Source organism: Mesorhizobium sp. M1D.F.Ca.ET.231.01.1.1, assembly GCF_003999155.2.
Taxonomy (GTDB): domain Bacteria; phylum Pseudomonadota; class Alphaproteobacteria; order Rhizobiales; family Rhizobiaceae; genus Mesorhizobium.
Map to the genome: position 1 here is coordinate 76,106 of NZ_RZOZ02000005.1, position 20,898 is coordinate 97,003.

Sequence of the window (20,898 nt, forward strand, 5' to 3'; positions counted from 1 at the left end):
GACGGTGAAGGCATGAGTGTCGGTGCTGCCGTCGGACGAGGTCGCTGTGACGTGGAGATTGATCGTCGGCTCGGACTGGGCATTGAGCGTGCCGGTGCCCGATCGCGTGATGACGCCGGTGCTGGAATTGATGGCAAAGCGCGAGTCGTCGATCGTGTAGGCGACCGTCGAGCCGGCATCGGGATCCTTGGCCGAGGCGGTGATGCCGACGGCAGTACCGGCGGCGGCATTCTGGAAAATCTGGTTGGCCGCGGTGTTGGCATCCGGCGAAGTGTTGAACTTTACCGGCTCCGGGCTGTCGAGGACGGCGAGCGTGAAGCTCTTGTTGGCGGTGCTGCCGTCCGACGAGGTCGCCGTCACCGTCAGGTTGATCGACGGCTGGGTCTCGAAGTCGAGCGTGCCGACGGCCGAGCGCGTGACGACACCGGTGCTGGAATTGATGGCAAAGCGCGCATCGTTGATGCTGTAGGTGACGCTCGATCCGGCATCGGGATCGGTGGCCGAGGCGGTGATCCCGGTTGCGGCACCAGCCGCGGCGAGCTCGGCGATCTGGTTGGCGCCAGGGTTGGAGTCGGGCGGAGTGTTGAAGGTCACCGGCAACTGGCTGGCCGTGACGCTGACGGTGAAGGCATGAGTGTCGGTGCTGCCGTCGGACGAGGTCGCTGTGACGTGGAGATTGATCGTCGGCTCGGACTGGGCATTGAGCGTGCCGGTGCCCGATCGCGTGATGACGCCGGTGCTGGAATTGATGGCAAAGCGCGTGTCGTCGATCGTGTAGGCGACCGTCGAGCCGGCATCGGGATCCGAGGCCGAGGCGGTGATGCCGACGGCAGTACCGGCGGCGGCATTCTGGAGGATCTGATTGGCCGCGGTGTTGGCATCGGGCGGAGTGTCGAACTTTACCGGCTCCGGGCTGTCGAGGACGGCGAGCGTGAAGCTCTTGTTGGCGGTGCTGCCGTCCGAAGAGGTCGCCGTCACCGTCAGGTTGATCGACGGCTGGGTCTCGAAGTCGAGCGTGCCGACGGCCGAGCGCGTGACGACACCGGTGCTGGAATTGATGGCAAAGCGCGCATCGTTGATGCTGTAGGTGACGCTCGATCCGGCATCGGGATCGGTGGCCGAGGCGGTGATCCCTGTAGGGTCGCCGGCCGCGGCGAGCTCGGCGATCTGGTTGGTGTCGGAATTGGCATCGGGCGGTGTGTTGAAGGCCACCGGATTTCCGGATCCGGGCAGGACATATTCGATGTGCAGCAGCGGTGCGCTGGCGGGGTTGTATTCGTATGAATCGGCCGTGCGCGTGCCGGTGCCGGTGATGACAAACGCCATGTCGTTGAGCGCGGCCCAGCCCGAGCGGTTGACGATCTCCTGGACGATCGCGGAGAGGTCGGGCGTGCGCTCGGCCAGCCCCTGTTCGCCTATCGTGGTCCAGGGGTCGGGGACCCAGGCTGTGGATGCAGAGGTCCTGGGAAGGGATGACACGTTGAAGGCCGCGGCGGTGAAGGGGCTGGCATCGTCGGTGTCGTCGCCCTGGATCAGCAGCGAGGCCGCGTCGATCTTCACCTCGTTGGCCTGGAACTGGATGTAGGCGCTGGTGATGATGGCGCCTTGCGGGATGTCGATGCCGGTGAAGCGGATGCCGACCGTCTGGCGGGTGCTGCTGTCATAGCCCAGCTCCAGGTCGTTGATGTTGGTTCCGATCGTGCCGGAGCCCTTCTCCTCGACATCGTCGCCTGCTGTCGCCACTCTCGTTTCGAATAGTTCAGCCATGACAGGTCTCCCTTTCCGCATTTTCCTCGATTGATGACGGAATCCCTACGCGCCCGACCGGGCATCACCGCCGATCCCATGAACGAGCACGGCAGCGATGACGTTGCGAGTGAAGAACATGAAATCCATGGCCGGACGACCGGGCGAGTTGCGTCCTTGGTCAGTCTGTTGCCTGCTTCATCCTTGGCCACGTGGGCACCACTGCCGCGAGCAAGCGCAGCAGCGACAGGCCTTCGCGCCCAAGGAACAGCGACGGCAGGAGCCAGCACAGCAGCAGGCCCCCCACAGACGCCAGCAACGCCGTATCGATGAGCAGCGGAAGAGGAGATAGCTGGAAGGCGCGCAGCCATTCCACGAATGCCCAGGCGCCGGTTCCGACAACGCCCGTGAGCGCGAGGCCGGGTAGGTGCGCCAGGAAGAAATCCGCCCAAGTCATCCCGGTCACGCGGAGGCTCAACTGTCCCATGAGGAAGAAGTTGGCACCGAATGCCAGGCCGACACCGAACGCCACCCCTTCCACGCCCCAGCGTTGCCCTACGAAGGCTCCGACGAAGACACCGACGGTGAAAACGGCTTGGCGCCAGGCTCGTGCGTACACCGTTCCGGTTGCCCGCGAGACGGAGTCGCTAAGCTTGTAGCTCGTGCGGAACAGCATGCTGAACGCCAGGATCTGGAGCGGGGCGACTACACCTTCCCATCCCCGTCCGAGAATGACCCGAACCAATTCGGGCGCGACGATCGCCACCACCACGCTGGCCGGCAGGACGAGCAGGGCGCAACCGGCAACCGCGCTGCGGTAGGCGCGAGCAAGCCGCACGGGCTCTTCCTGGACCAGCGCCATGGTCGGGAACAGCACGCGATCGAGGACCTGGCCGACGATGACCGCCGGAGTTGTCATGAGCTGGGACGACAAGCCGTAGACGCCGAGCGCATCGGCGCCCAGGTAGCGGCCCACGACAAGCCTGTCCACCTGAGTGGCGAGGTAGTTGCAGACCCGCGCAATGGTGAAGCCGCTTCCGAAATAGAGCAGTTCGAAAATCGCGCTCCGCTCGAGCAACGGCCGCATCGGGTGTCGCTGGCCGGCGAGAAGCACGATCGTGCGGAACAACTGCTGGACCAGGAGCGCTGCGACAAGCGCCCAGATGCCGAAGCCGAGCCAAGCCAGCACCGGACCGACGACCACATAACCGATCGCGAAAGCGACCGCGTCGACGACAGCGAGCCAACGGAACCGCAATGCACGCTGGGCCGAGGCCAACGCCACCATGGAGGCTCCCTGGAAAAGAAAGATGAAGCAGACCGCGCGCACGATCGGTGTGAGATCGGCGAGGCGAAGAAGGCTGGCAATCGCGGGTGCCATCGCCCATACCAGAGCAGACACGGTAAGACCGAGGAGGAGCGACAAGGTATACCCGACACGAAGGTGCCGTTCCTCGAGCACCGGCCGCTGCACGATCGCAGGCGTAATGCCAAGCCCCTGGAAAATGGCCGAAAACTTGATGACGATCAGCGCCGCAGAGTAAAGGCCGAACTCATTGGGTGAGAGCAGCCGGGCCAGCAGGAGGAGAGCGAAAAGCTCAGCAACCGCCAACGCGCCCATGGACAGGCCCGTCCAGAACATGCCCACGACACTGCGTTTCGCCAGTCCGCGCCGGATGTCGCCCACGCCAATCTCCACTTGCTCCGTTGCTTACTCGACCGACCAAAAGCCGGCAGCCAATGCGTCTTCCCTGAAGCCGCTCAGCGGGAGGACCGGATATCCGGATGGCCGTGCTGAAACGCCAATGGAGCCCGCGTCGGCCGCGAGCCGTGTTCAACGAGAAGGGAGGGGATCTCGTAGCGGTAAAACGCCATCTCATCCCGGACCTCCGGGACGATGGCCGCCAATTCGCCAGGATCCAGGCGGAGCCACTTCTGCTGGCGGCCGGGATCAATCATCTGCTTGGCGGTGCGAACGATCTCGCCGCTGCAATTCAGCCCGCAATGCTCAAAGATGCGCTGCAAGACCAGCTCGGGATCCTGGATTAGATCCTCATAGCGGAACGAGAGTACACGGCCGTTGCCCAGCCTGGCGAGATCTTCTCGAGCCATTCGATTGCCGCGCGCCCACTGACGCGCGATCACTGTCAATTTTTCATGCTGCTGCAAATCGCGATCTATTCCCCTGTAGCGTGGCCCGTAGATCGATGTATATTTTCTTCGCAGTATCCTTTTAGTGACTATCTGCCTTATGACATCTCCGGCATAATAGTGAACTTGCGTGATCGGTGTCTCTCTCAAGAGTCGCAGCATACCTTTAAAGCTCTTTGCACGCTGCCACTTAAGCTCCATGGAGCTTATATAGGAGAATGGATTTCTCGTGATATATAGAAATATGGCTTCCGGGAAGATCTGATGGATAAATGGCACGCGCAAGACGTTGGCGGGCGTGTTTTCCATGATTTGCCGGTTGCCATGCCGTAGCTGATATTCGAGGAATCGGTTGCGAATGTAACGGATGACCTTTTCGGTGGCGTCGGCTTCGACAAATTCGTCATGTCGCCGCGCTGGATCGGCATAGAGCCACAATGTTTTCGGTTCGTACCAGGTAACGACATCCGGGTGCAGCCCGATCAATTTCTGCGTTATGGTGGTGCCCGAACGATAGTTGCCGATCAGGAAGATCGGAGGTTTCAGTTCTGTTGCCATCTTGATGGGTCTCCCTTGCCACAGGTGAGAAGACTGCGCCGACCCGCGCGACGAGCTGCAGCGCGTAGCTACTGGTCCCTGAACGCGCGCATCATCTGGTCCGTCAAAGGCTTCATCAGGTATGAGAGAACCTTGCGGTCGCCAGTCCGTATGAACGCTTCCACGGGCATGCCGGGAATGAGCGAGACAGGGCCGAGTCTCTTAAAGTCCTTCGGGTCGGGCGTGATGCGCACCGCGTAGTAGATTTCGTTGGTATGCTGATCGCGCGTCACGTCGGCCGCGATCATGGAGACCACACCTTCCGTTTCGGGCGTGGTGCGGACGTTGAAGGCGGTGAAGCGAAGAAGCGCGCGCTGACCGATCAAGAGCTGGTCGATGTCCTGGGGCGCAGCCTTCACCTCGACCGCGAGAGCATCTGTGTCGGGCACGATCAGCATGATCGGCTCCCCCGCGCCGATCACGCCACCAACGGTATGGATCGAGGATTGGTGGACCGTGCCGCTGGCGGGGGCGCGAATATCGATGTGCGACAGCTGGTCCTCGGCGGTGACCTTTTTCTCCTCGAACTCGGCGATCTTGGCTTCGACCTCCCGCAGTTCGCTCCCGGTCTCGCTGGCGAACTCCTTGTCGAGCTGCAGGATCTGGATCTCGATTTCGGCGATCGCCCCCTTTGCCTGCGCCATGCTCGACAAAAGTTGCGCCCGTTCACCCGCGATCCGTGTCGCCTCGCGCTCATATTCGGTCAGCTTCGACTTGAGGGTGAGCCTCATTTCGACAAGACTGCGGATGTCGGCGAGCTCGTCATTGATCAGCTCGATCTCCTTCGTCTTTGCCGATTCCTGCGCCGAATAGCCTTCGATCTGCTTCCCGAGTTGCTCGATGCGTTCGCGCAATCGCGCCTTGTTGCCCGACACCTCGGTTCGACGAAGCTCGAACAGCCGTTGTTCGCTGGCCACCGTGGCAGCTATCTCAGGGTCGTTCATTCCCGCGGCAAGCACCGGAGCAAGCGTCATGCGGTCGCTGCCGTCACGCTCGGCCTCGAGCCGGGACTTTCGCGCATAGAGCTCATCCAGGTTCTTCGTCACGTAAGCCAGGCTGGCGCGCGGAACGGTGTCGCTGAGCTGGACCAGAATATCTCCGGCCCTGACGCGGTCGCCGTCGCGCACGAAGATCTTGCCGACCACGCCGCCGGTCGGGTGTTGAACTTTCTTCTCGCTGCTGTCGACGACCACCGCGCCGCGTGAAATCACTGCTCCCGAAATGTCCACCGTCCCGGCCCAGACTCCCATTCCGCCGACGAGCAATGCGACGATGGTCATTCCGCCCAGCAGATTGCGGCGGATGGATCGCCGGTTGGAAAGCGACCTGTTCGAAAGGGCAGCCGTCATTTCCCCGTTTCCATGTCCGGGGTGTTCATCAACTCGGCGGTCGGGGTGAGCTTGAAAACCGGCTGCAGGCCCGCGGTGGCGACCTGTGGCACAGGCATGAGTTTCGACAGCACGCTTTCCCTCGTGCCGAACATCTGCATCTGGCCCTCTTTCATCACGAGCAGGAAATCCACCGTGCCGAGAATGTTGGGCCGATGCGCCACGATCGCTACGATGCCGCCGCGCGCCTTGGTTGCAAGGATGGCCCCGGCAAGCGCGATCTCACCTTCGCTGTCGAGATTCGAGTTGGGTTCGTCCAGGACCACCAGGAACGGATCGCCATAGAGCGCGCGTGCGAGGGCAACGCGCTGGCGCTGGCCGGCCGAGAGCGCGGTTCCGCCCTCTCCGATCTGCGTCTCGTAGCCGTTGGGAAGACCGATGATGAGCTGATGGACGCCCGCGGCGCGGGCGGCGGCGACAATGGCCTGCGGATCCGCCCCAGGATCGAAGCGGGCAATATTGGCGGCAACCGTTCCCGCAAACAGTTCGACGTCCTGCGGAAGGTAGCCGATGTAGCGGCCAAGGCGCTCCGACGACCACTGATCCAGCGCGGCGCCGTCCAGCTTGATGCGGCCTGCCAGCGGTCGCCAGGCGCCGACCAGCCCGCGAACGAGACTCGATTTGCCGGAACCGCTTGGTCCTATGATGCCGAGCACCGAGCCGGCGTCCAGGCTGAATTCCATACCTTGCACGATGATGCGTTGCGAGCCCGGCGCACCGATCGCGATGCGCTCCACCGTCAGAGTCGAGCCGGGCACCGGAAGCGCCATCGGCAGAGCGTCTTGCGGCAATCGGGCGAGCAATTTCGCCAGCCTGCTCCAGCTCTGGCGCGCGGCGACGAAGTTGCGCCAATGGGCGATGGCAAGATCGACGGGCGCCAGCGCACGGCCTGCAAGTATGGAGCCGGCGATGATGATCCCCGAGGTGGCTTCGCCCTGGATCACAAGCCAGGCGCCCACGCCCAGCATTGCCGACTGCAGCATCAGCCGCAAGGCGCGGGCGAAGCTGCCGAAGCCGCCAACGATATCGCTGACACGCTGCTGCTGCGTAAGATGTTCGCGGCTCGCTTCGCGCCAGTGGTCGTGCAGGCGTTTGCCCATGCCCATCGCCGCAAGCACCTCCGCGTTGCGGCGGCTGGCCTCGGCCAAGCTGTTGCGCCTCACGCCGCTTAGTGACGCGGCGCCCATCGGTCTGCGCGAAAGGATCTCGGTCGCGACCGTCAGCGTCACCAGCACGAACGCGCCACAGGCGGCAGTCGTCCCGAGGGTTGGATGAAGGCTCCAGATGATCGCCAGATAGAAGGGCAGCCACGGAAGATCGAATAGCGTGCCGGGCCCGGCACTCGACAGAAAAGTACGGATGCTGTCGAGATCGCGTTGCGGCTGCAATCCATCGCCCTGCTGGCCGATGTACAAGGGCAGCCTCGAAACGGCGGTGAATACGCGTCCCCCGACGGCTTCGTCCAGTTCCGCGCCGATACGGATCATGATGCGGCCACGCACGAGGTCGATGACGGCCTGCCCGACAAACAAAACGCCGGCCAATATCGCCATGGCTACCAGGGTCGGGACACTGCGGCTCGGCAGCACGCGGTCGTAGACCTGCAGCATGAACATCGCGCCGGTCAGCATGAGGATGTTGCTGACGCCGCTGAAAACCGCGACGCCCGCGAACGCCGCCTTGCAGGAGCGCAACGCGCAGGCCAGTTCCGAGCCGGGCGCCGGCTCCGGCTCCGGGGCCGAGGAACGGGCGCCGGCGTTCGCGAACGCAGCTCGCAAGTCGCCTCTTCGTCTCCGCCTTGCGCCGCGGAGGGCTGCCATGAGCAAGCCCAGGGCCGCGCCCGCCGCGAAAACAGGGAGAGCACCCGGACCGGCCAGCCAGGCCAGCGGACCGGAAAAATAGCGCCAGCCGGCCTCGAGGACCGTCCAGGGTTGCGTCTGCGAGACCCCGGCCGGATCAAGGCGCGGCAGGAACGCCGCTCCCGCAAGGGCAGCGGCGAGGAGGAGCAGGATCGCAGCTGGAATGCGCGATCGGACGATGAGACGGCGGCGCGGTGTCCGGCGCGACGTTTTGCGGCGCGCCGGCGCGCGGACGAGGTCCGGCCGCATCCGCTTCTTTTCGATATGGGAATGCGCCCGGTGAGGACGGGTTCCAAAGGCCGTCAATGCTGCGCCAAGGATCACGATCGAAGTTCCGAAGATCGGCGTCGTGCTATTGGCCGACGGCGCCGGACTGGATGGCGGGATTTTGCGCATTGGTGGACGCTCCCGAATCCGGAGCGTAGAAGCCCTTGTTGGCCACAACGGAAACCTCGATCACGTCGCCGGCTCTCACTTCCGTATTTTCATCAGCGACGATGTCGTGGGCTGCCTTCTGGTCGCGTCTGAAAATCGAAATCTTCACCGAGCCCTGCAGGTCATCGAAGGTTCTCTGCTCGCCATAGGTGAAGATGAAAAGAAGCTTGTCGGCAACGTATCTTATTTGACTTTGAGTTTTTCCAAGCTCGACCTGCGTGTCCTGGGTCTGGGCGATCAAGTCCATTTCATGACTTTGGTGCTTCTTTCGCAGCTCGCTTTCCGCGTTCAGCATCGCCTGCTGCGCCTGTTGCTGCTGCAGTTCCGTCTGAGCCAGTTCGGCTCGATAGCTGGTATGCGCCCTTTCCGCCGTCATGACATTCGAGTTCGTCACCAAACCCTTTTCACGCAGAGACCGGGCAGACTGCAGTTCTTCCAATTGAATGTTCGCGGTCTTTTCCCGTTCTTCACGGCTGGCGGCAACCATGGTTGCTTCCTTCTTCGCCCGATCAAGCGAAGCCTCGAGGTAGGAAATGTCGTCCCGGTACGCGGCCAGCCGCGCGTCCAACTGGGCTTGTTCGGACGCGATGATGTCGGCAATCAACTTTCCGCCGAACTCGACCGGCGGATCCGGCGGCGCAACGAAGGATTTATTTTGGCTTTCCGCTTGGAGCCGGGCGAGCCGAACCTTCAGGCGATATTCTTCGATCGCCAGATTCGCGCGTATGCTTCGCAGATCGGCTATTTCCAGGGCCGGCTCCGTGTTTCCCACGGCAGTGGCGCGAAACCCGCCTGCTATGGCAAGCGCGTGGCGAACCGTTATTCCCGGTTGAAATGGGTAGGATCCAGGGTGAGCCACCGTTCCGGAGATAAAGAACGGCCGGTACTGGCCGATCTCAACCTTCACGAATGGCTTGAGGATGAGCTTCTGCTGCTGAAATGCGTGTTGAATGGCCTGTGAGAGGGCAACGGTCGTGAGGCCGCGCGCTTGAATATCGCCCAACATTGGAAGCGATATCGAGCCCCGATCATCGACCACGACCTCCAGCGGATAGGATTCCTCGCCGATCACCGACACGCGCAGGATGTCACCGGTGTCGAAGGTATATCCATCCGCACGGGAGGCGCCCGCAGCAAGCAGGACAAAGACAACGGCGAGAGTGCCGATTGTCGCGAGGATGCGGCCGACCGCGGGTTCGCGTTTGGAAAACAGCCGTCGGCACCAGTCCTTCATTGGCAAGGGCCTGGAAGGAAATTGCTGGTCTGCACGCATACGCATCGTCGGTACTCCGGTTGTCCAGCCTGCCGCCGTCGGGACCGATCGACATTCGTCGGCCGGCGCGTGACAGGCGGATATCTGTTCAGTTTGAGAGGTAAGCCTTGGAATTCCGCGCATCGTCGAAGGAGCGGGACGACGGTCAAAAACCGTGCAGCCCGAAGGTTTGCCCGGCGAGGCGGTCGCGAATTCGCGCCTTGTCCGGCCTTTCAGGCGAAACGGCGGACTCCAGCACGGATTGATAAATCTGCTCGACACTCTCGCACATGGACTCCAGGCCCCAGGACGACAGGTCTGTGCGTTTCGCGCCATCGGCCAGCCGAGCGCGATGGTGCTGGTTCTCGAGGAGATCGGCGACGGCTGCCGCGGCGGCGCCCACATCCTCGGCCGGCGTCACAATTCCGTTCACGCCATGCTGGACAACCTCTTCCACGCCGGGCAAGTGCGAGACCACGCTGGCTCGACCACCCGCCAGATACTGCATCATGACGCGAGGCAATCCTTCTCGCATCGACGTCAGCACGCACACGTCCGCCAGGCTGATCAGTCGTTCGGGCTCGCTGTGGTAGCCGATCATGCGAACGTTGTTCGCGTACCGGGATCGTTCAATCGCCGATTCAACGTCCGATCGCGCCGGTCCGTCGCCGGCAAGCAGCAGTCGCACGTCCGGAATTCGGTCGACGACCTGCCCGAATGCTTCAATGAACTCGACGTGGCGTTTTCTCGGCTCCAGCGCGGCCAGCATCAGGACCACCGGCGGCTTTGGCTCCCCGGCGGCCGTCCCCAGCAGCAGATGCGGCTCTTGCGGCCACCGCGCGCTCGCGAAGCGTGCCAGATCGAAGCCGGAGTGGACGACATGGTGCTGGTCGGGGCTGCCCAAATGATTGGCGATGCAGATGTCGCGCATAGCCTGGCTGACATCGATGAAAGCGCGCGTGAACCTCGCGGCCAGGCGTTCGGCGGCGAGGAACATCAGCCTCTGCCCGCTGCCCACATGCACGAAAGGCAGGATGTGCACGCCATGTACGATGCCAGGGACATCGGCTTCCCTGGCAGCCAGGCGGCCGACGATGCCGGCTTTGCTTTGATGCGTGTGCACGATGTCGGGCCGCCAATCACGCATAAGGCGGGTGAGTCGCCCGAAGGCAGAAATGTCGCGGGACGGCGAAATCGGGTTGATGAGTTTTTCCAGGGTCACCACTCGAAGGGCTCCGGTAAGGGATGCCCGTAGCTTCGGGTCGTATTCGGCGCCATGAACCAGGAGCACTTCGTGGCCATGCCGCGCCTGAGCGAGACAGCAGGCCAACGTATTCTCCTCGGAGCCGGCCCGAAGCAGTCTGGTAAGCACATGGACGATCTTCATTTGCTTGTACCTCAGGGACATGAAATCCGGGGGCGGCGCATTCGGGAGATCGAGCGCATCGAGCGGGAGCGTCCGAACTCCTTCCGGGGCTTTTCGGGCGCGGGCCGGGATCGCGGGAAAACTGAAAGCTCGGGATGATGCGAGGCGGATCGACCGCCTGTTTTGCCTCTCAGAGAGACAGCCAGATATGCCTGAACAGTTCGCGGCCGACCGCGTCTATGCCGGCGCTTGCGTCAACGGTTCGGATTTCCTTGTCCTGCGCCCGCAGTTCCGCCATCAGCGACAGCCGCGCATCGAACGCTTCTTTCCTGAGGTCCCCGGGCTTTCGCTGTTCGGAGACGGCAAAATCTGAAACGAGGTGCAAAACGAGGTGTGGGCGGCGTTCCGCCATCTTCCGATAGAGTCGCTGCTCAAGCCGGGCGAGGGCGGACAAGCCTGGGACCGAGAACAGGCGAGCGGGGATGGTCGGTCCGTCCAGATATCCCCTGCAGAGCGCCTGCGGCCACCTGTCGCAAATGACAATCAGGCCGCGCGTCGCCCATCGATGTGCACGGTTCACGACTATGTATCGCTCAAACGCGATCAGGACTGCCCATAGCGCCAACGCGGCAGCGACAACTCCTCCCTTCGACCAAGCTCGGCCGGAGGCATCTTTTCCATCGTTCTCGGCCAGGGACTTCAGGCGGCGCCTATAGGGAAAGACCACGCTCTGCAGCGCCTTGCGAAGCCACCATCCATTGCCGTCGCCGGTTCCCACATAGGCTTGCGCGCACCCGAACTTCCAGCCGAATGTCTGCCTCAGCCGGCCAGCCTGAGTGCTCTTGCCCATGCCATCGGGACCTATCAGGGCGACAACGAATCCACCAGCGGCGGGCCGTCGCTTTGGTGGCAGGCGCCCCGGCATCCAGCGCTGAAGGAGCCTCAGGGAGAGATAGCAGGCCTTGCGTGCCAGATGGACCGCAGCATCGGCGATTGCGAAGCGTCCCGTGTAACCGCACATTTCGCGGATCGAACGCCGGAGCGTGGCCAAGTCGCCGCGGTGGGCGGCCAAACCCTCGGCGCTCTGCCGGAACCTGCAGCGCACCGTTTCTGTGCCGCCAAATGTGCACCCCACGACTTGCAAACCTTGCTCGTCGCACGGCAACGGCAGTCGTGTAAAATGTTGCTTCCAACCATCGTCGACGGCGATCCATTGCTTCCACGGCAGGGCCCAGGCCCGGAACGCGAAACGGGCAATCGCTATTCGAAGCTCGTCTTCGGGGGAGACCACCGGAACCGACAAGCCGTCGATACAAATCGACTCCCAGCGCGTGATCGCCGCGTAGTCGAAGGCCGGATAGCGCTTGCGAAACTCCCGGCCGACCCGGGCTCCGATGTGCATGTCGAGATGGAGATACCGGCCACGCGAGAAATCAGGCACGAACCAGTCCTCTCTGCCGGCGCAGACATTGTCGTAGCAGGAGAGGCTCACGCTGCGCCGACCGTGCAATCGGCACACGATCGAGCAGAAGGCCGGGTAGTCATGCTTGTCCAAAAGGACATCGAGATCGTCCCAGCCGGCAAATCCGTCATGCAGGGACGCGAGATCCTGAATTATCCCGTACTTCAGGCCGGCTTCATTGAATGCCCGAAACAGTTCGCCGGCAATCGGCAGTGCCGTTTCGATCGGCCTGAATGGAGCGTGTCCGTCGGTTTGATACGCTGCCGCATCCGATTGGCTGTCCAACGCGCCCGCGCCAAGCGTCTTGGCCGAGGCTGAACCATTCGCTCCCGGCGCCGACGTTTCCGCCAGGATCCCTGCCTTGGCCTCTGGCGCCCAGCGGCGATACTGTTGCGGCTGCAGACGATCCGGAAGGTCTCCGGGCCCGGCCGGACGGGAGGCTGCCGATGTGGACTTGTGTGGAGTTTGCAAGGGATTTCCCGTGATTGATCGCCGGCGAGCGTCATTCGTTCGTCGCCGCCGCAAACGTCATGGAATTGGCGTGAGATCAGTCCAACCCCTCGGTGGGCCGATGTCTCTGAGATATTGCAAGCTCAATCGTCTCAATGCCGGGCCGCAGGTTCTGACGGCGCCTTCGCAGGCTGCCGCACCGCGGGTGAATTGGTTGCCAACTCATCGCTCCCAGCCGAATGGTTTCGGCATCTTCCGGAATAAAAAGGTCAGTGAAACCCACCAAGTAATTTCAAGAAACTATGGACAATTTGTCCCTATCAATAGTGATAGGAATCGATCGGTTCATAATGTCGAGAAGAATTCTGACCGCGCCAGCGCTTCCGACATGATCAAGAATTCCAAGCTGGTCCGAAAACGGGCCATCTATGATCCTGATCCTCTGGCCCGGCCTCAACAGGATGTCCGGGTGCAAAATCCCGTCGTCGTCGGTTACCGATATCAATGACTCAACCACGCCGTAAGGCGCCGGTATCGGCATTCCCTTGCTCATGACCAGCCTTCGGACGCCGACCGTCGAGTTGATCGGGTACCAGCTCTGCTGATGCACAGCCAGTGAGACGAACAGATAGCAGTCGAAATACGCGCTTGAGACGGTCCTGACGCTGCGGGCGTGGCGGACGGTTCGCCTGCGTTTGGGCAGATAGGTGCGGAAGTTCTGTGACAGCAGGTGCCGCTCGGCCAGGCTCTCGGAATGCTGGTGCGTCTGGACCACGCACCAGCGCGCAGCTTCGCCGTCGTGACTTTTTCCCACCGTCTCCGGAAAGCGATTGTCGTATAGGTCAGGGCGCAACATGGCGAAATACTGCCTGCTCCTCTAATTGAGATAGTAACTGTCCGAGACGCTGCTTTCGAGCGACGTGTAACGGCCGTATCTCGGCAGTTTTGGTTCGTCCACCATCGTCAGGGCAATGCCGGCAAGCTTGGACCGATCGCCAAGGTGTCGAATTCCTTCGGCAACGGCCTCACGCGAGGTTTCCCGCCACCTCACTACGAAGACGACCTTGTCGACGTGCCTCGCCAGGATCGAGGCATCGGCCGCGGGTCCGACAGGCGGTGCGTCAATGATCACCGTGTCGAATTTCCCCCGAACCTCATCGAGCAGCGAGCGCATTCTGGCCGAAGCAAGAAGGGCAGGCGGGTTGCGGGTCCTTGCTCCTGCCGGCAACAGCGAGATCCCCGAGCGTTCGTCCAGGTGGATTGCGTTTGCGGCCTTCACCGGCAACGTCAGAAGATCGACCAATCCGACCTTGTCAGCCATGCCGAAGAAGGCCGTGGTGGCCGAAAGGCGCAGGTCCGCGTCGATGACCAGAACCCGTTCGCCGTCGGCAGCGGCCGAGCAGGCCAGGCTCAATACCAGGGTTGTCTTGCCTTCGCCGGGCATCGCCGACGTCACGAGCATCAGGCGCGGCGAAGGGTCCAGTTCCGACGTTGTCTGGATACCGAGGCGAAGCCGCCGCACCGCTTCGCTGTACCTGGATAGCGGTTTGCGCTCGAGATAGGCCACAGGCTGGGCCCGAACGTCCTTCGACCAGCCCGACATCCTTGGCATCGACGCAAGAACCGGAACGGCCAGTTCGTCCTCGATCTGCTTCTTTGCCATGAAGCCGGCAGCAAAAAGCTCACGCAGAACGGCTCCGGCGCCCCCGAAGAAGATGCCGAAGACCAGACCCAAAGCCGCAAAAAGAGGCCTGTTCGGGAAGCTTGGCGAACCCGGGATACTGGCATCGGTGATCACGCGGACGCCGCTGTTGAGGAGAGTGGATTTCTCCTCGGTAAGCTTGGCGCGTGAGAGGAACGTCTCAAAGAGTTCCTTGTTCGCGGCGGCGATCCTCTCCAGATCGCGCAGCTGGACGCCAACCTGACCTTCGACTTCGGATCGGTTGGACACCGAGTCCAAGGCGCGAGTGAGAGAAGCTTCCCGGGCTTCGGCGGAGTCGACCTCATTCTTCAGATTGCCGATGAGGCGCTGGACTTCGGCGGCGATCTGTCCCTCGATGTCGCGACGTTCGGCCTGAGCCGACAGGACATCGGGGTGACGTTCGCCATATTTCAATTGAAGGTCGGCTTCCCGCCGGGTCACTCCAGAGAGCTGAGCGCGAAGTGCATTGATCACGACGGACTGCAACACGTCCGGTATCGACTGGATGTCGCCTCCAGCAGCCTGCAACTTTTCAACCTGTTGATACTGTGCCCGTTTCGCCGACAGTTCGGCGCGAGCATTGATCAAGGCGACGTTCAATTCGGACAGTTGCTGGTCAGTCAGGCTGCCTGCCGGCGTCGCCAGTAGGTTGTGATCGATCCGAAACTTCTGGACAGCCTGTTCGGAACGGCTGAGTTCCGCTCGCAGATACGCGGCTCTGTCGCTAAGCCATGTAGAGGCCTTTTGGACCCCTTCGTAACGAGACTTTAGTCGATCGGCGACGTAGGCCTGGGCAATCGCATTCGCGAGCGATGCTGCCTTTTGGGGATCGTATACGCTGACATCGATCTCGATGACATTTCCAAGCCCGACGCGCGAGACCCCCAAAGCGCTCTGGAGCCATATCAGTGCCGCCGGCCCGATCTTGGGATCCTGCGTCAGCTTCTCGCTGTCGACGACCTGCAGAAGGAGCGAGGCAGACCTCAAGACAGCAATCTGACTTTCAATAAATGTTGGATTGTCGGCAAAGTCGGAATTGGAATAATCTTGCGGAGTCATGTAGTCGATCGGGGCATCGAGCAATATTTGTGAGACGCCTGTGTAAGACGGCGGGATAACATAGGCAGCGGCGATAAATAGGCAGAAGGTGATGACAGCAATTCCGCTTACCAGCTTCCATCGGCGGAGAAAGAAATCGAAGACCTCCCTGACATCGAGCGGCAGGAATTCCCGAATCATCATCGGATTGTCGGTTGGACTTGCCATTTCCCAGTCCTTACGATGGCAACGCAACGCCCACCCCCTCAGCATCGGCTGAGCGGCCTTGACTTCGAAAAGGGTTCGGGCAGTTAGCTGTCAAGCGCGCTTAAACGCATGAAACGTAAGGCTTTAGTGCCCCCGCCGGCATGTCCAAATCGCTCTTTGCGCCCACTGACCGATCGCGTCACCGGTTAAGTCCAGAAACATATCAGCTTCGCGGACATCGCCGCCATTACCATTATTGAGTAGTAATTCGGCTAAAGGTCGATCTGGTCTACCCGGTATGCCTTTCAGAGCTTTAGGGCGTCGCCGGGACACCTTCCTCTCGCGCTGCAGGGAGGTCTACCATAACGCTACGATCATCAGGGGTGCTCCTGACGGTGAGAGAGCGACTGGCCTCGGCGATTCCGAGGTGGACATGGACACTTACAGCGAAATCGTTCCGCCGTTTATAGGTTGGGCGCTCAGTCCCGGAGTCATTCTTATGCTGGCGGCAACCCTGCCACTGATGCTTCTTCTTAAGGGCCGGCTGCTGGGCTACGGTACCATTGCGATCCTCATCGGGGCTGTCGCGCTGATACTGTTCGGTATCGAGAATTGGGCGGGATCGGTGACCGCCATTCTTGCATACTGTGTGCTGGTTTCATTTGCGCTGCTTTCCACCTGGAGGCGTTTGAAGCAAATCGAGGACCGCCTCGCACTAGTCCTGTCGGCAATAGAAGGCCTGGAAGTCGCCGAGGAAAGGCGGCAGACTTACAGCGCCAAGCGTTCGCGCCGGAAGCCGGCAGCCGGAGCAATCGAGCAAACCGTTTCGGCCGCTGCGACGGACAACGCAGGAAAAGAGACCCGATATATTCCCGGACCGCCTTGGCAAGAGCTGCAACCGCTCGCTCCACGACCGGAATCAGCACCTCCGGCATCAATGAGACCGGCAGGGTCCAATTTTTCTTTGTCGTCGGGTCGAAGCCCTAACGACGAGTTCGAAGACAAGGACCTTCGGCTTGCTGGCGGCAGGTCCTCGGGCAACGTGTCCGAGACGAGTCGATAGGTGAGTTGCAAGGACCTGCATCGCCGGCCTGGAAGACGAACAGCCCGGTTCGACTTTTCATTGCGCCCGCACCGTCGCATGCGCACCGTGGTTGCTTCGACGAGATGGCGCCGCACGTGCAAGATCGATACAGCCAGTGCTTGCGCATCGATGGCATGCCGGTGCGCACGACGTGTTGCCCGCGTCGGCGTCGCACGACGATATGTTCTGGAGCCATCGTGGCCCTGAAGGCAATCTCTGGGGCCTGGGGTGCGTTCCAGTCCGTCAAGGGTGGTACAGCCTAGTCCAAAGGTGGTAGACTGCGGCACTGTTCAGATGAACAGATAGATGGAACTTTTTGCCTAGTCGATAGTTTGCAGCTTCAGGTTGACCCGGGGGGCGAACGCGGTCTGGGGGTTATTCAGGAGAGATGAGCTTATCAAAGCAGGCTCTTGGATTGGCAAGGGGACCTACGCTTGCTGACGCAAGTTGGGAAAGGGGGATTTCTGTACTGCCGGGAGCCGTGCGCCGCACCTATCCGGCCAACACGACCATCGCAGGCGAATATCAGGCCAAACCCTTCATCCTGATTGTGATCGTCGGCTGGGCTGCATTCGCCAAGACATTGCCGAATGGCTCGCGTCTCATCGTCGATTTTGCGCTTCCTCACGAAATTGCCCTGGTCGAGTTCGCCGGAGACGCGGGCGAGACGGTAACGGCCCTGTCGGACGTTACCGCGATTGAGTTGGCCGGTCCTGTCCATACATGTTTTTTGCGCTATCCGCAGTCCGTCTGCGAAGCCATCCTGCGGGCTCAGACGCTTCGATATTCAAGGGTTGCGGAACATCTCGCTAGCGTCAGCAGAAGGGGGGCCGTTGAGCGCACGGCGCATTTGCTTCTCGAACTGGCCTGCCGCTCGCAGCGATCGGCAACGAGTTATCCGGATCGCTTTGAATGCCCCCTGACCCAGGCTGAACTGGGGGACGCATTGGGGCTCTCGGCTGTGCATGTGAGTCGCGTGCTGAAAACGTTGCGAGAGACCTCCCTGGCCTCTTTCCGCAATGGCGTCGTCGAGCTGCACGACCATGCTGGGCTTATCAAAACAGCCGGATTTGATCGGTCCTACATTTCGAGCTGACGCAGGCTGCTCCGCGGAAGACCGCACGCGGCAAGCGAGGGCCAGAAAGCTTGCGCTCGTCAGAATGGCCCTGACGCTTCGGCCGCACCATCTTGCCGGCGCGCCATACACCGCTGAGCACTTTTGGGCGAAAGGGAACCGGTTCGGCATGCGCAAAATCAGAGATTTAGAGCGCATGGAGTGAATCGGAAAGATCGCGATGCGCTTCAGGCGCAAGGATGCGCGCCACGTGTTCGGCGACAGCCAGGCTGGACGTCAGGCCGGGGCTCTCGATGCCGAACAGATTGACCAGGCCCTGGATACCGTAGGCCGCGGCATCCTGAATGACGAAATCGCTGCTGGCTTCGCCCGGACCGGAAAGTTTCGGCCGGATGCCGCTGTAGGCCGGCTGCAGGCTGCCATCGGCCAGCTCCGGCCAGTATTTGCGGATGGCAGCGTAGAAGCGCTCGCCGCGCGCCGGATCGACGCGGTAGTCGAGGACATCGGTCCATTCGACGTCAGGGCCTAAGCGAGCGGCACCGCCGAGATCGAGGGTCAGATGGACACCAAGCCCGCCGGGTTCGGGCACCGGATAGACAAGCCGCGAGAACGGGGCGCGGCCAGCCACCGAGAAGTAATTGCCTTTGGCGTAGCGAAGCGTGGGCAACAGTTGCCGGTCGAGGCCTTCGAGCGAGCCGGCCAGCGCAACGGCGCCGAGGCCGGCCGCGTTGACGAGACGCGACGTGGCGATCTCGAAATTTTCGCCGCTCGCTGTGTTCACCGTCTGGAGCACGATGCGGTGGGCTTCGATGCGGCCCGAAACGATGCGCGTGTTGAGCGACAGCATTGCGCCGCTGTCCTCGGCGTCGCCGAGCAGGGCGAGCATCAGCGCGTGGCTGTCGATGATGCCGGTTGAAGGCGAGAGCAGCGCCTTCGTGCAATGAAGCGCCGGCTCCAGTGCCTGCGCTTCGGCGGCGGAAAGGAAACGCAGGTCGCCGACGCCGCAGGCGATCGCATTGGCGTGGATCGTGGCCAGCACCGGCCCCTGCGCCTCGTCGGTCGCAACGATCAGCTTGCCCGAGCGCCGGTGCGGGATCGAGCGCTCCGTCGCATAGCGATAGAGCATATCGCGTCCGGCCACGCAGAGCCGTGCCTTCAGCGAGCCTTCAAGGTAATAGATGCCGGCGTGGATGACTTCCGAATTGCGCGAGCTCGTCTCGGTGCCGATGGCGTCCGCCGCTTCGAGGATCAGCGTATCGAGGCCTCGCGCCGCCAGGCTCCGCGCGACCGCAAGGCCAATGACGCCGGCCCCGGCGACTATGCAGTCGACCTGTTCCATTTTGCGTCTCTTCGGTTGCGCATGCCGTGCTCCACAGTCCGCGAAGACTTACACCGTCTCCGTCCGCCTTGGAAATCTCATGGCGCTATCGATTGTGACACAGCGGCTCTTGCAGCCGCATCCCGCCGTGATGCATCAAGCAGCAGACGCGAGGCGGATTTTCCGGATGTTCTCAACAGGAAAACGGATCCTATTTCCGCCTAGACGGCCGCAGACAGGAGCCATCATGGACGCCAGACCGAATTCCCCTGAAGCCCGCGATATCCGCTACCATCTGCATGCCTATACCAATGCCCGCAAGCATCAGGAGACGGGCCCGCTGGTCATCGAGAAGGGCGACGGCGTCTATGTCGAGGACATTGCCGGCAACCGCTACATCGAGGCAATGGCTGGCCTGTGGAGCGTCGCCGTCGGCTTCTCGGAAAAGCGGTTGGTCGAGGCGGCCACAAGACAGATGTCGAAGCTGCCCTTCTATCACGATTTCGGCTCGAAGGCGCATTCGCCGCTGATCGACCTCGCCGAAAAGCTGGTGCAGATGGCGCCGGTGCCGATGAGCAAGGCCTATTTCACCAATTCCGGTTCCGAAGCCAACGACACGGCGATCAAGATGATCTGGTACTGGTCGAATGCGCTCGGCCAGCCGGGCCGCAAGAAGATCATCAGCCGCAAGCGCGGCTACCATGGCGTCACCATTGCCGCGGCGAGCCTGACCGGCCTGCCGAACAATCATCTCTCCTTCGACCTGCCGATCGCCAATATCCTGCACACCTCGACGCCGCACTATTGGCGCGACGCCGAGCCCGGCGAAAGCGAGGAGCAGTTCTCTAGCCGGCTCGCCGACGACCTGGAAAAACTGATCCTCGCCGAGGGGCCTGAAACCATTGCCGCCTTTATCGGCGAGCCGATCATGGGCGCCGGCGGCGTCGTCGTTCCGCCGGCCGGCTATTGGCAAAAAATCCAGGCGGTGCTGTCGAAATACGACATACTTTTGGTGGCCGACGAGGTGATCTGCGGCTTCGGCCGGACCGGCGAGATGTTCGGCTCGCAGACCTTCGCCATCAACCCCGACATCATGGTGCTGTCCAAGCAGATCTCGTCGTCCTACCTGCCGATCTCGGCGCTCATCATCAACGACAAGGTCTTCGAGCCGATCGCCGACGAGAGCGACCGCATCGGCACCTTCGGCCACGGCTTCACCGGCGGCGGCCATCCGGTCGCCGCGGCTGTCGCGCTGGAGAACATCAAGCTGATCGAGGAGCGCGACCTCGTCGGCAATGCGCGCAAGGTCGGCGCGCATCTGCAGGCGCGGCTGCGCAAGCTGGATTCCCATCCGCTGGTGGGCGAGGTGCGCGGCGTCGGCCTGATCGCCGCCGTCGAGCTGGTCGCCGACAAGGCTTCCAAGGCACCATGGGGCAAGCCCGCCGCTGTCGGTGCGCTGGTCAACGGCTTGTTGCAGCAGAACGGCGTCATCTCGCGCAACATGGGCGACGCCATCGCCTTCTGTCCGCCGCTGATCATCACCGAGGCCCAGGTCGACGCTGTGGTCGACGCGTTCGAGCGGTCGCTCGACGCCGCGCTGCCGCAGGTCCGGCCACAGGGCTGAACCGGTCCATCACCGCGCCGCCAGGACCGCCACGCTTGCGCCAGCCGGCGCTGACTTCCGGCCGGCGCGACGGTTCGGCCTCTACGGAGCGTCTCCATCCGAGACGGCCAAGTCGTTCATGGACTATCCCGGGGCGACGGCGGC

General features: G+C 62.2%; 14 protein-coding genes. 3 read left to right on the plus strand and 11 right to left on the minus strand.

Translation table 11 applies throughout. The features are described from left to right. The 10 genes from EN874_RS34395 to EN874_RS15500 all read right to left on the minus strand — a co-directional run. Positions 1 to 1,767: cadherin repeat domain-containing protein (locus EN874_RS34395; RefSeq protein ID WP_245513581.1), on the minus strand; the 1,767-nt coding region annotated here is incomplete at its 3' end. 160 nt (positions 1,768 to 1,927) lie between these two features. Then, positions 1,928 to 3,433, minus strand: a complete 1,506-nt coding sequence (locus tag EN874_RS15460) for a lipopolysaccharide biosynthesis protein (RefSeq protein ID WP_245513582.1) — start codon at positions 3,431 to 3,433, stop codon at positions 1,928 to 1,930. 74 nt (positions 3,434 to 3,507) lie between these two features. Then, positions 3,508 to 4,455 (minus strand): sulfotransferase, encoded by a 948-nt coding sequence (locus EN874_RS15465; RefSeq protein ID WP_127425518.1) that lies wholly within the window; start codon positions 4,453 to 4,455, stop codon positions 3,508 to 3,510. Positions 4,456 to 4,523: 68 nt separating this feature from the next. After that, complete coding sequence (locus EN874_RS15470; protein ID WP_127425519.1) at positions 4,524 to 5,843, minus strand: HlyD family type I secretion periplasmic adaptor subunit; 1,320 nt, start codon at positions 5,841 to 5,843, stop codon at positions 4,524 to 4,526. After that, positions 5,840 to 7,702: a type I secretion system permease/ATPase gene (locus EN874_RS15475; RefSeq protein ID WP_127425810.1), complete on the minus strand. Its 1,863-nt coding sequence runs from the start codon at positions 7,700 to 7,702 to the stop codon at positions 5,840 to 5,842. The genes EN874_RS15470 and EN874_RS15475 overlap by 4 nt, the downstream gene beginning before the upstream one ends. A gap of 391 nt (positions 7,703 to 8,093) precedes the next feature. Beyond that, on the minus strand, positions 8,094 to 9,455 hold the full coding sequence (locus EN874_RS15480) for a polysaccharide biosynthesis/export family protein (RefSeq protein ID WP_245513583.1): 1,362 nt from the start codon (positions 9,453 to 9,455) through the stop codon (positions 8,094 to 8,096). Between the two features lie 139 nt (positions 9,456 to 9,594). Continuing rightward, the gene (locus tag EN874_RS15485) at positions 9,595 to 10,815 is read right to left on the minus strand and encodes a glycosyltransferase (protein WP_127425520.1); all 1,221 of its coding nucleotides are present in this window, start codon (positions 10,813 to 10,815) and stop codon (positions 9,595 to 9,597) included. Positions 10,816 to 10,984: 169 nt separating this feature from the next. Continuing rightward, positions 10,985 to 12,541, minus strand: a complete 1,557-nt coding sequence (locus tag EN874_RS15490) for a hypothetical protein (protein ID WP_245513584.1) — start codon at positions 12,539 to 12,541, stop codon at positions 10,985 to 10,987. Between the two features lie 457 nt (positions 12,542 to 12,998). After that, complete coding sequence (locus EN874_RS15495) at positions 12,999 to 13,562, minus strand: transcription termination/antitermination NusG family protein (RefSeq protein ID WP_127425521.1); 564 nt, start codon at positions 13,560 to 13,562, stop codon at positions 12,999 to 13,001. A 21-nt stretch (positions 13,563 to 13,583) separates the two neighbouring features. After that, positions 13,584 to 15,674 (minus strand): polysaccharide biosynthesis tyrosine autokinase, encoded by a 2,091-nt coding sequence (locus tag EN874_RS15500; RefSeq protein WP_127425522.1) that lies wholly within the window; start codon positions 15,672 to 15,674, stop codon positions 13,584 to 13,586. Positions 15,675 to 16,086: 412 nt separating this feature from the next. Between EN874_RS15500 and EN874_RS15505 the strand changes: the two genes are divergently transcribed. Then, entirely contained in the window at positions 16,087 to 16,716 is a 630-nt protein-coding gene (locus EN874_RS15505) for a hypothetical protein (protein WP_127425523.1), read from the plus strand. 502 nt (positions 16,717 to 17,218) lie between these two features. Then, on the plus strand, positions 17,219 to 17,833 hold the full coding sequence (locus EN874_RS15510) for a Crp/Fnr family transcriptional regulator (protein WP_168247501.1): 615 nt from the start codon (positions 17,219 to 17,221) through the stop codon (positions 17,831 to 17,833). Positions 17,834 to 17,999: 166 nt separating this feature from the next. On the opposite strand, the gene EN874_RS15515 is transcribed toward EN874_RS15510, so the two are convergent. Further along, on the minus strand, positions 18,000 to 19,151 hold the full coding sequence (locus EN874_RS15515; protein ID WP_127425525.1) for an NAD(P)/FAD-dependent oxidoreductase: 1,152 nt from the start codon (positions 19,149 to 19,151) through the stop codon (positions 18,000 to 18,002). 226 nt (positions 19,152 to 19,377) lie between these two features. On the opposite strand from EN874_RS15515, the gene EN874_RS15520 reads away from it, so the two are divergent. Further along, positions 19,378 to 20,754: an aspartate aminotransferase family protein gene (locus EN874_RS15520; protein ID WP_127425526.1), complete on the plus strand. Its 1,377-nt coding sequence runs from the start codon at positions 19,378 to 19,380 to the stop codon at positions 20,752 to 20,754. Positions 20,755 to 20,898 lie beyond the last annotated feature (144 nt).

What these genes read in the sequence shown, in the direction of transcription:
- EN874_RS15465 (WP_127425518.1), bottom strand. Translation starts at nt 4,455, where the DNA reads ATGGCAACAGAACTGAAACCTCCGATCTTCCTGATCGGCAACTATCGT.
- EN874_RS15470 (WP_127425519.1), bottom strand. Translation starts at nt 5,843, where the DNA reads ATGACGGCTGCCCTTTCGAACAGGTCGCTTTCCAACCGGCGATCCATC.
- EN874_RS15475 (WP_127425810.1), bottom strand. Translation starts at nt 7,702, where the DNA reads ATGGCAGCCCTCCGCGGCGCAAGGCGGAGACGAAGAGGCGACTTGCGA.
- EN874_RS15480 (WP_245513583.1), bottom strand. Translation starts at nt 9,455, where the DNA reads ATGCGTATGCGTGCAGACCAGCAATTTCCTTCCAGGCCCTTGCCAATG.
- EN874_RS15485 (WP_127425520.1), bottom strand. Translation starts at nt 10,815, where the DNA reads ATGAAGATCGTCCATGTGCTTACCAGACTGCTTCGGGCCGGCTCCGAG.
- EN874_RS15495 (WP_127425521.1), bottom strand. Translation starts at nt 13,562, where the DNA reads ATGTTGCGCCCTGACCTATACGACAATCGCTTTCCGGAGACGGTGGGA.
- EN874_RS15500 (WP_127425522.1), bottom strand. Translation starts at nt 15,674, where the DNA reads ATGGCAAGTCCAACCGACAATCCGATGATGATTCGGGAATTCCTGCCG.
- EN874_RS15505 (WP_127425523.1), top strand. Translation starts at nt 16,087, where the DNA reads ATGGACACTTACAGCGAAATCGTTCCGCCGTTTATAGGTTGGGCGCTC.
- EN874_RS15515 (WP_127425525.1), bottom strand. Translation starts at nt 19,151, where the DNA reads ATGGAACAGGTCGACTGCATAGTCGCCGGGGCCGGCGTCATTGGCCTT.
- EN874_RS15520 (WP_127425526.1), top strand. Translation starts at nt 19,378, where the DNA reads ATGGACGCCAGACCGAATTCCCCTGAAGCCCGCGATATCCGCTACCAT.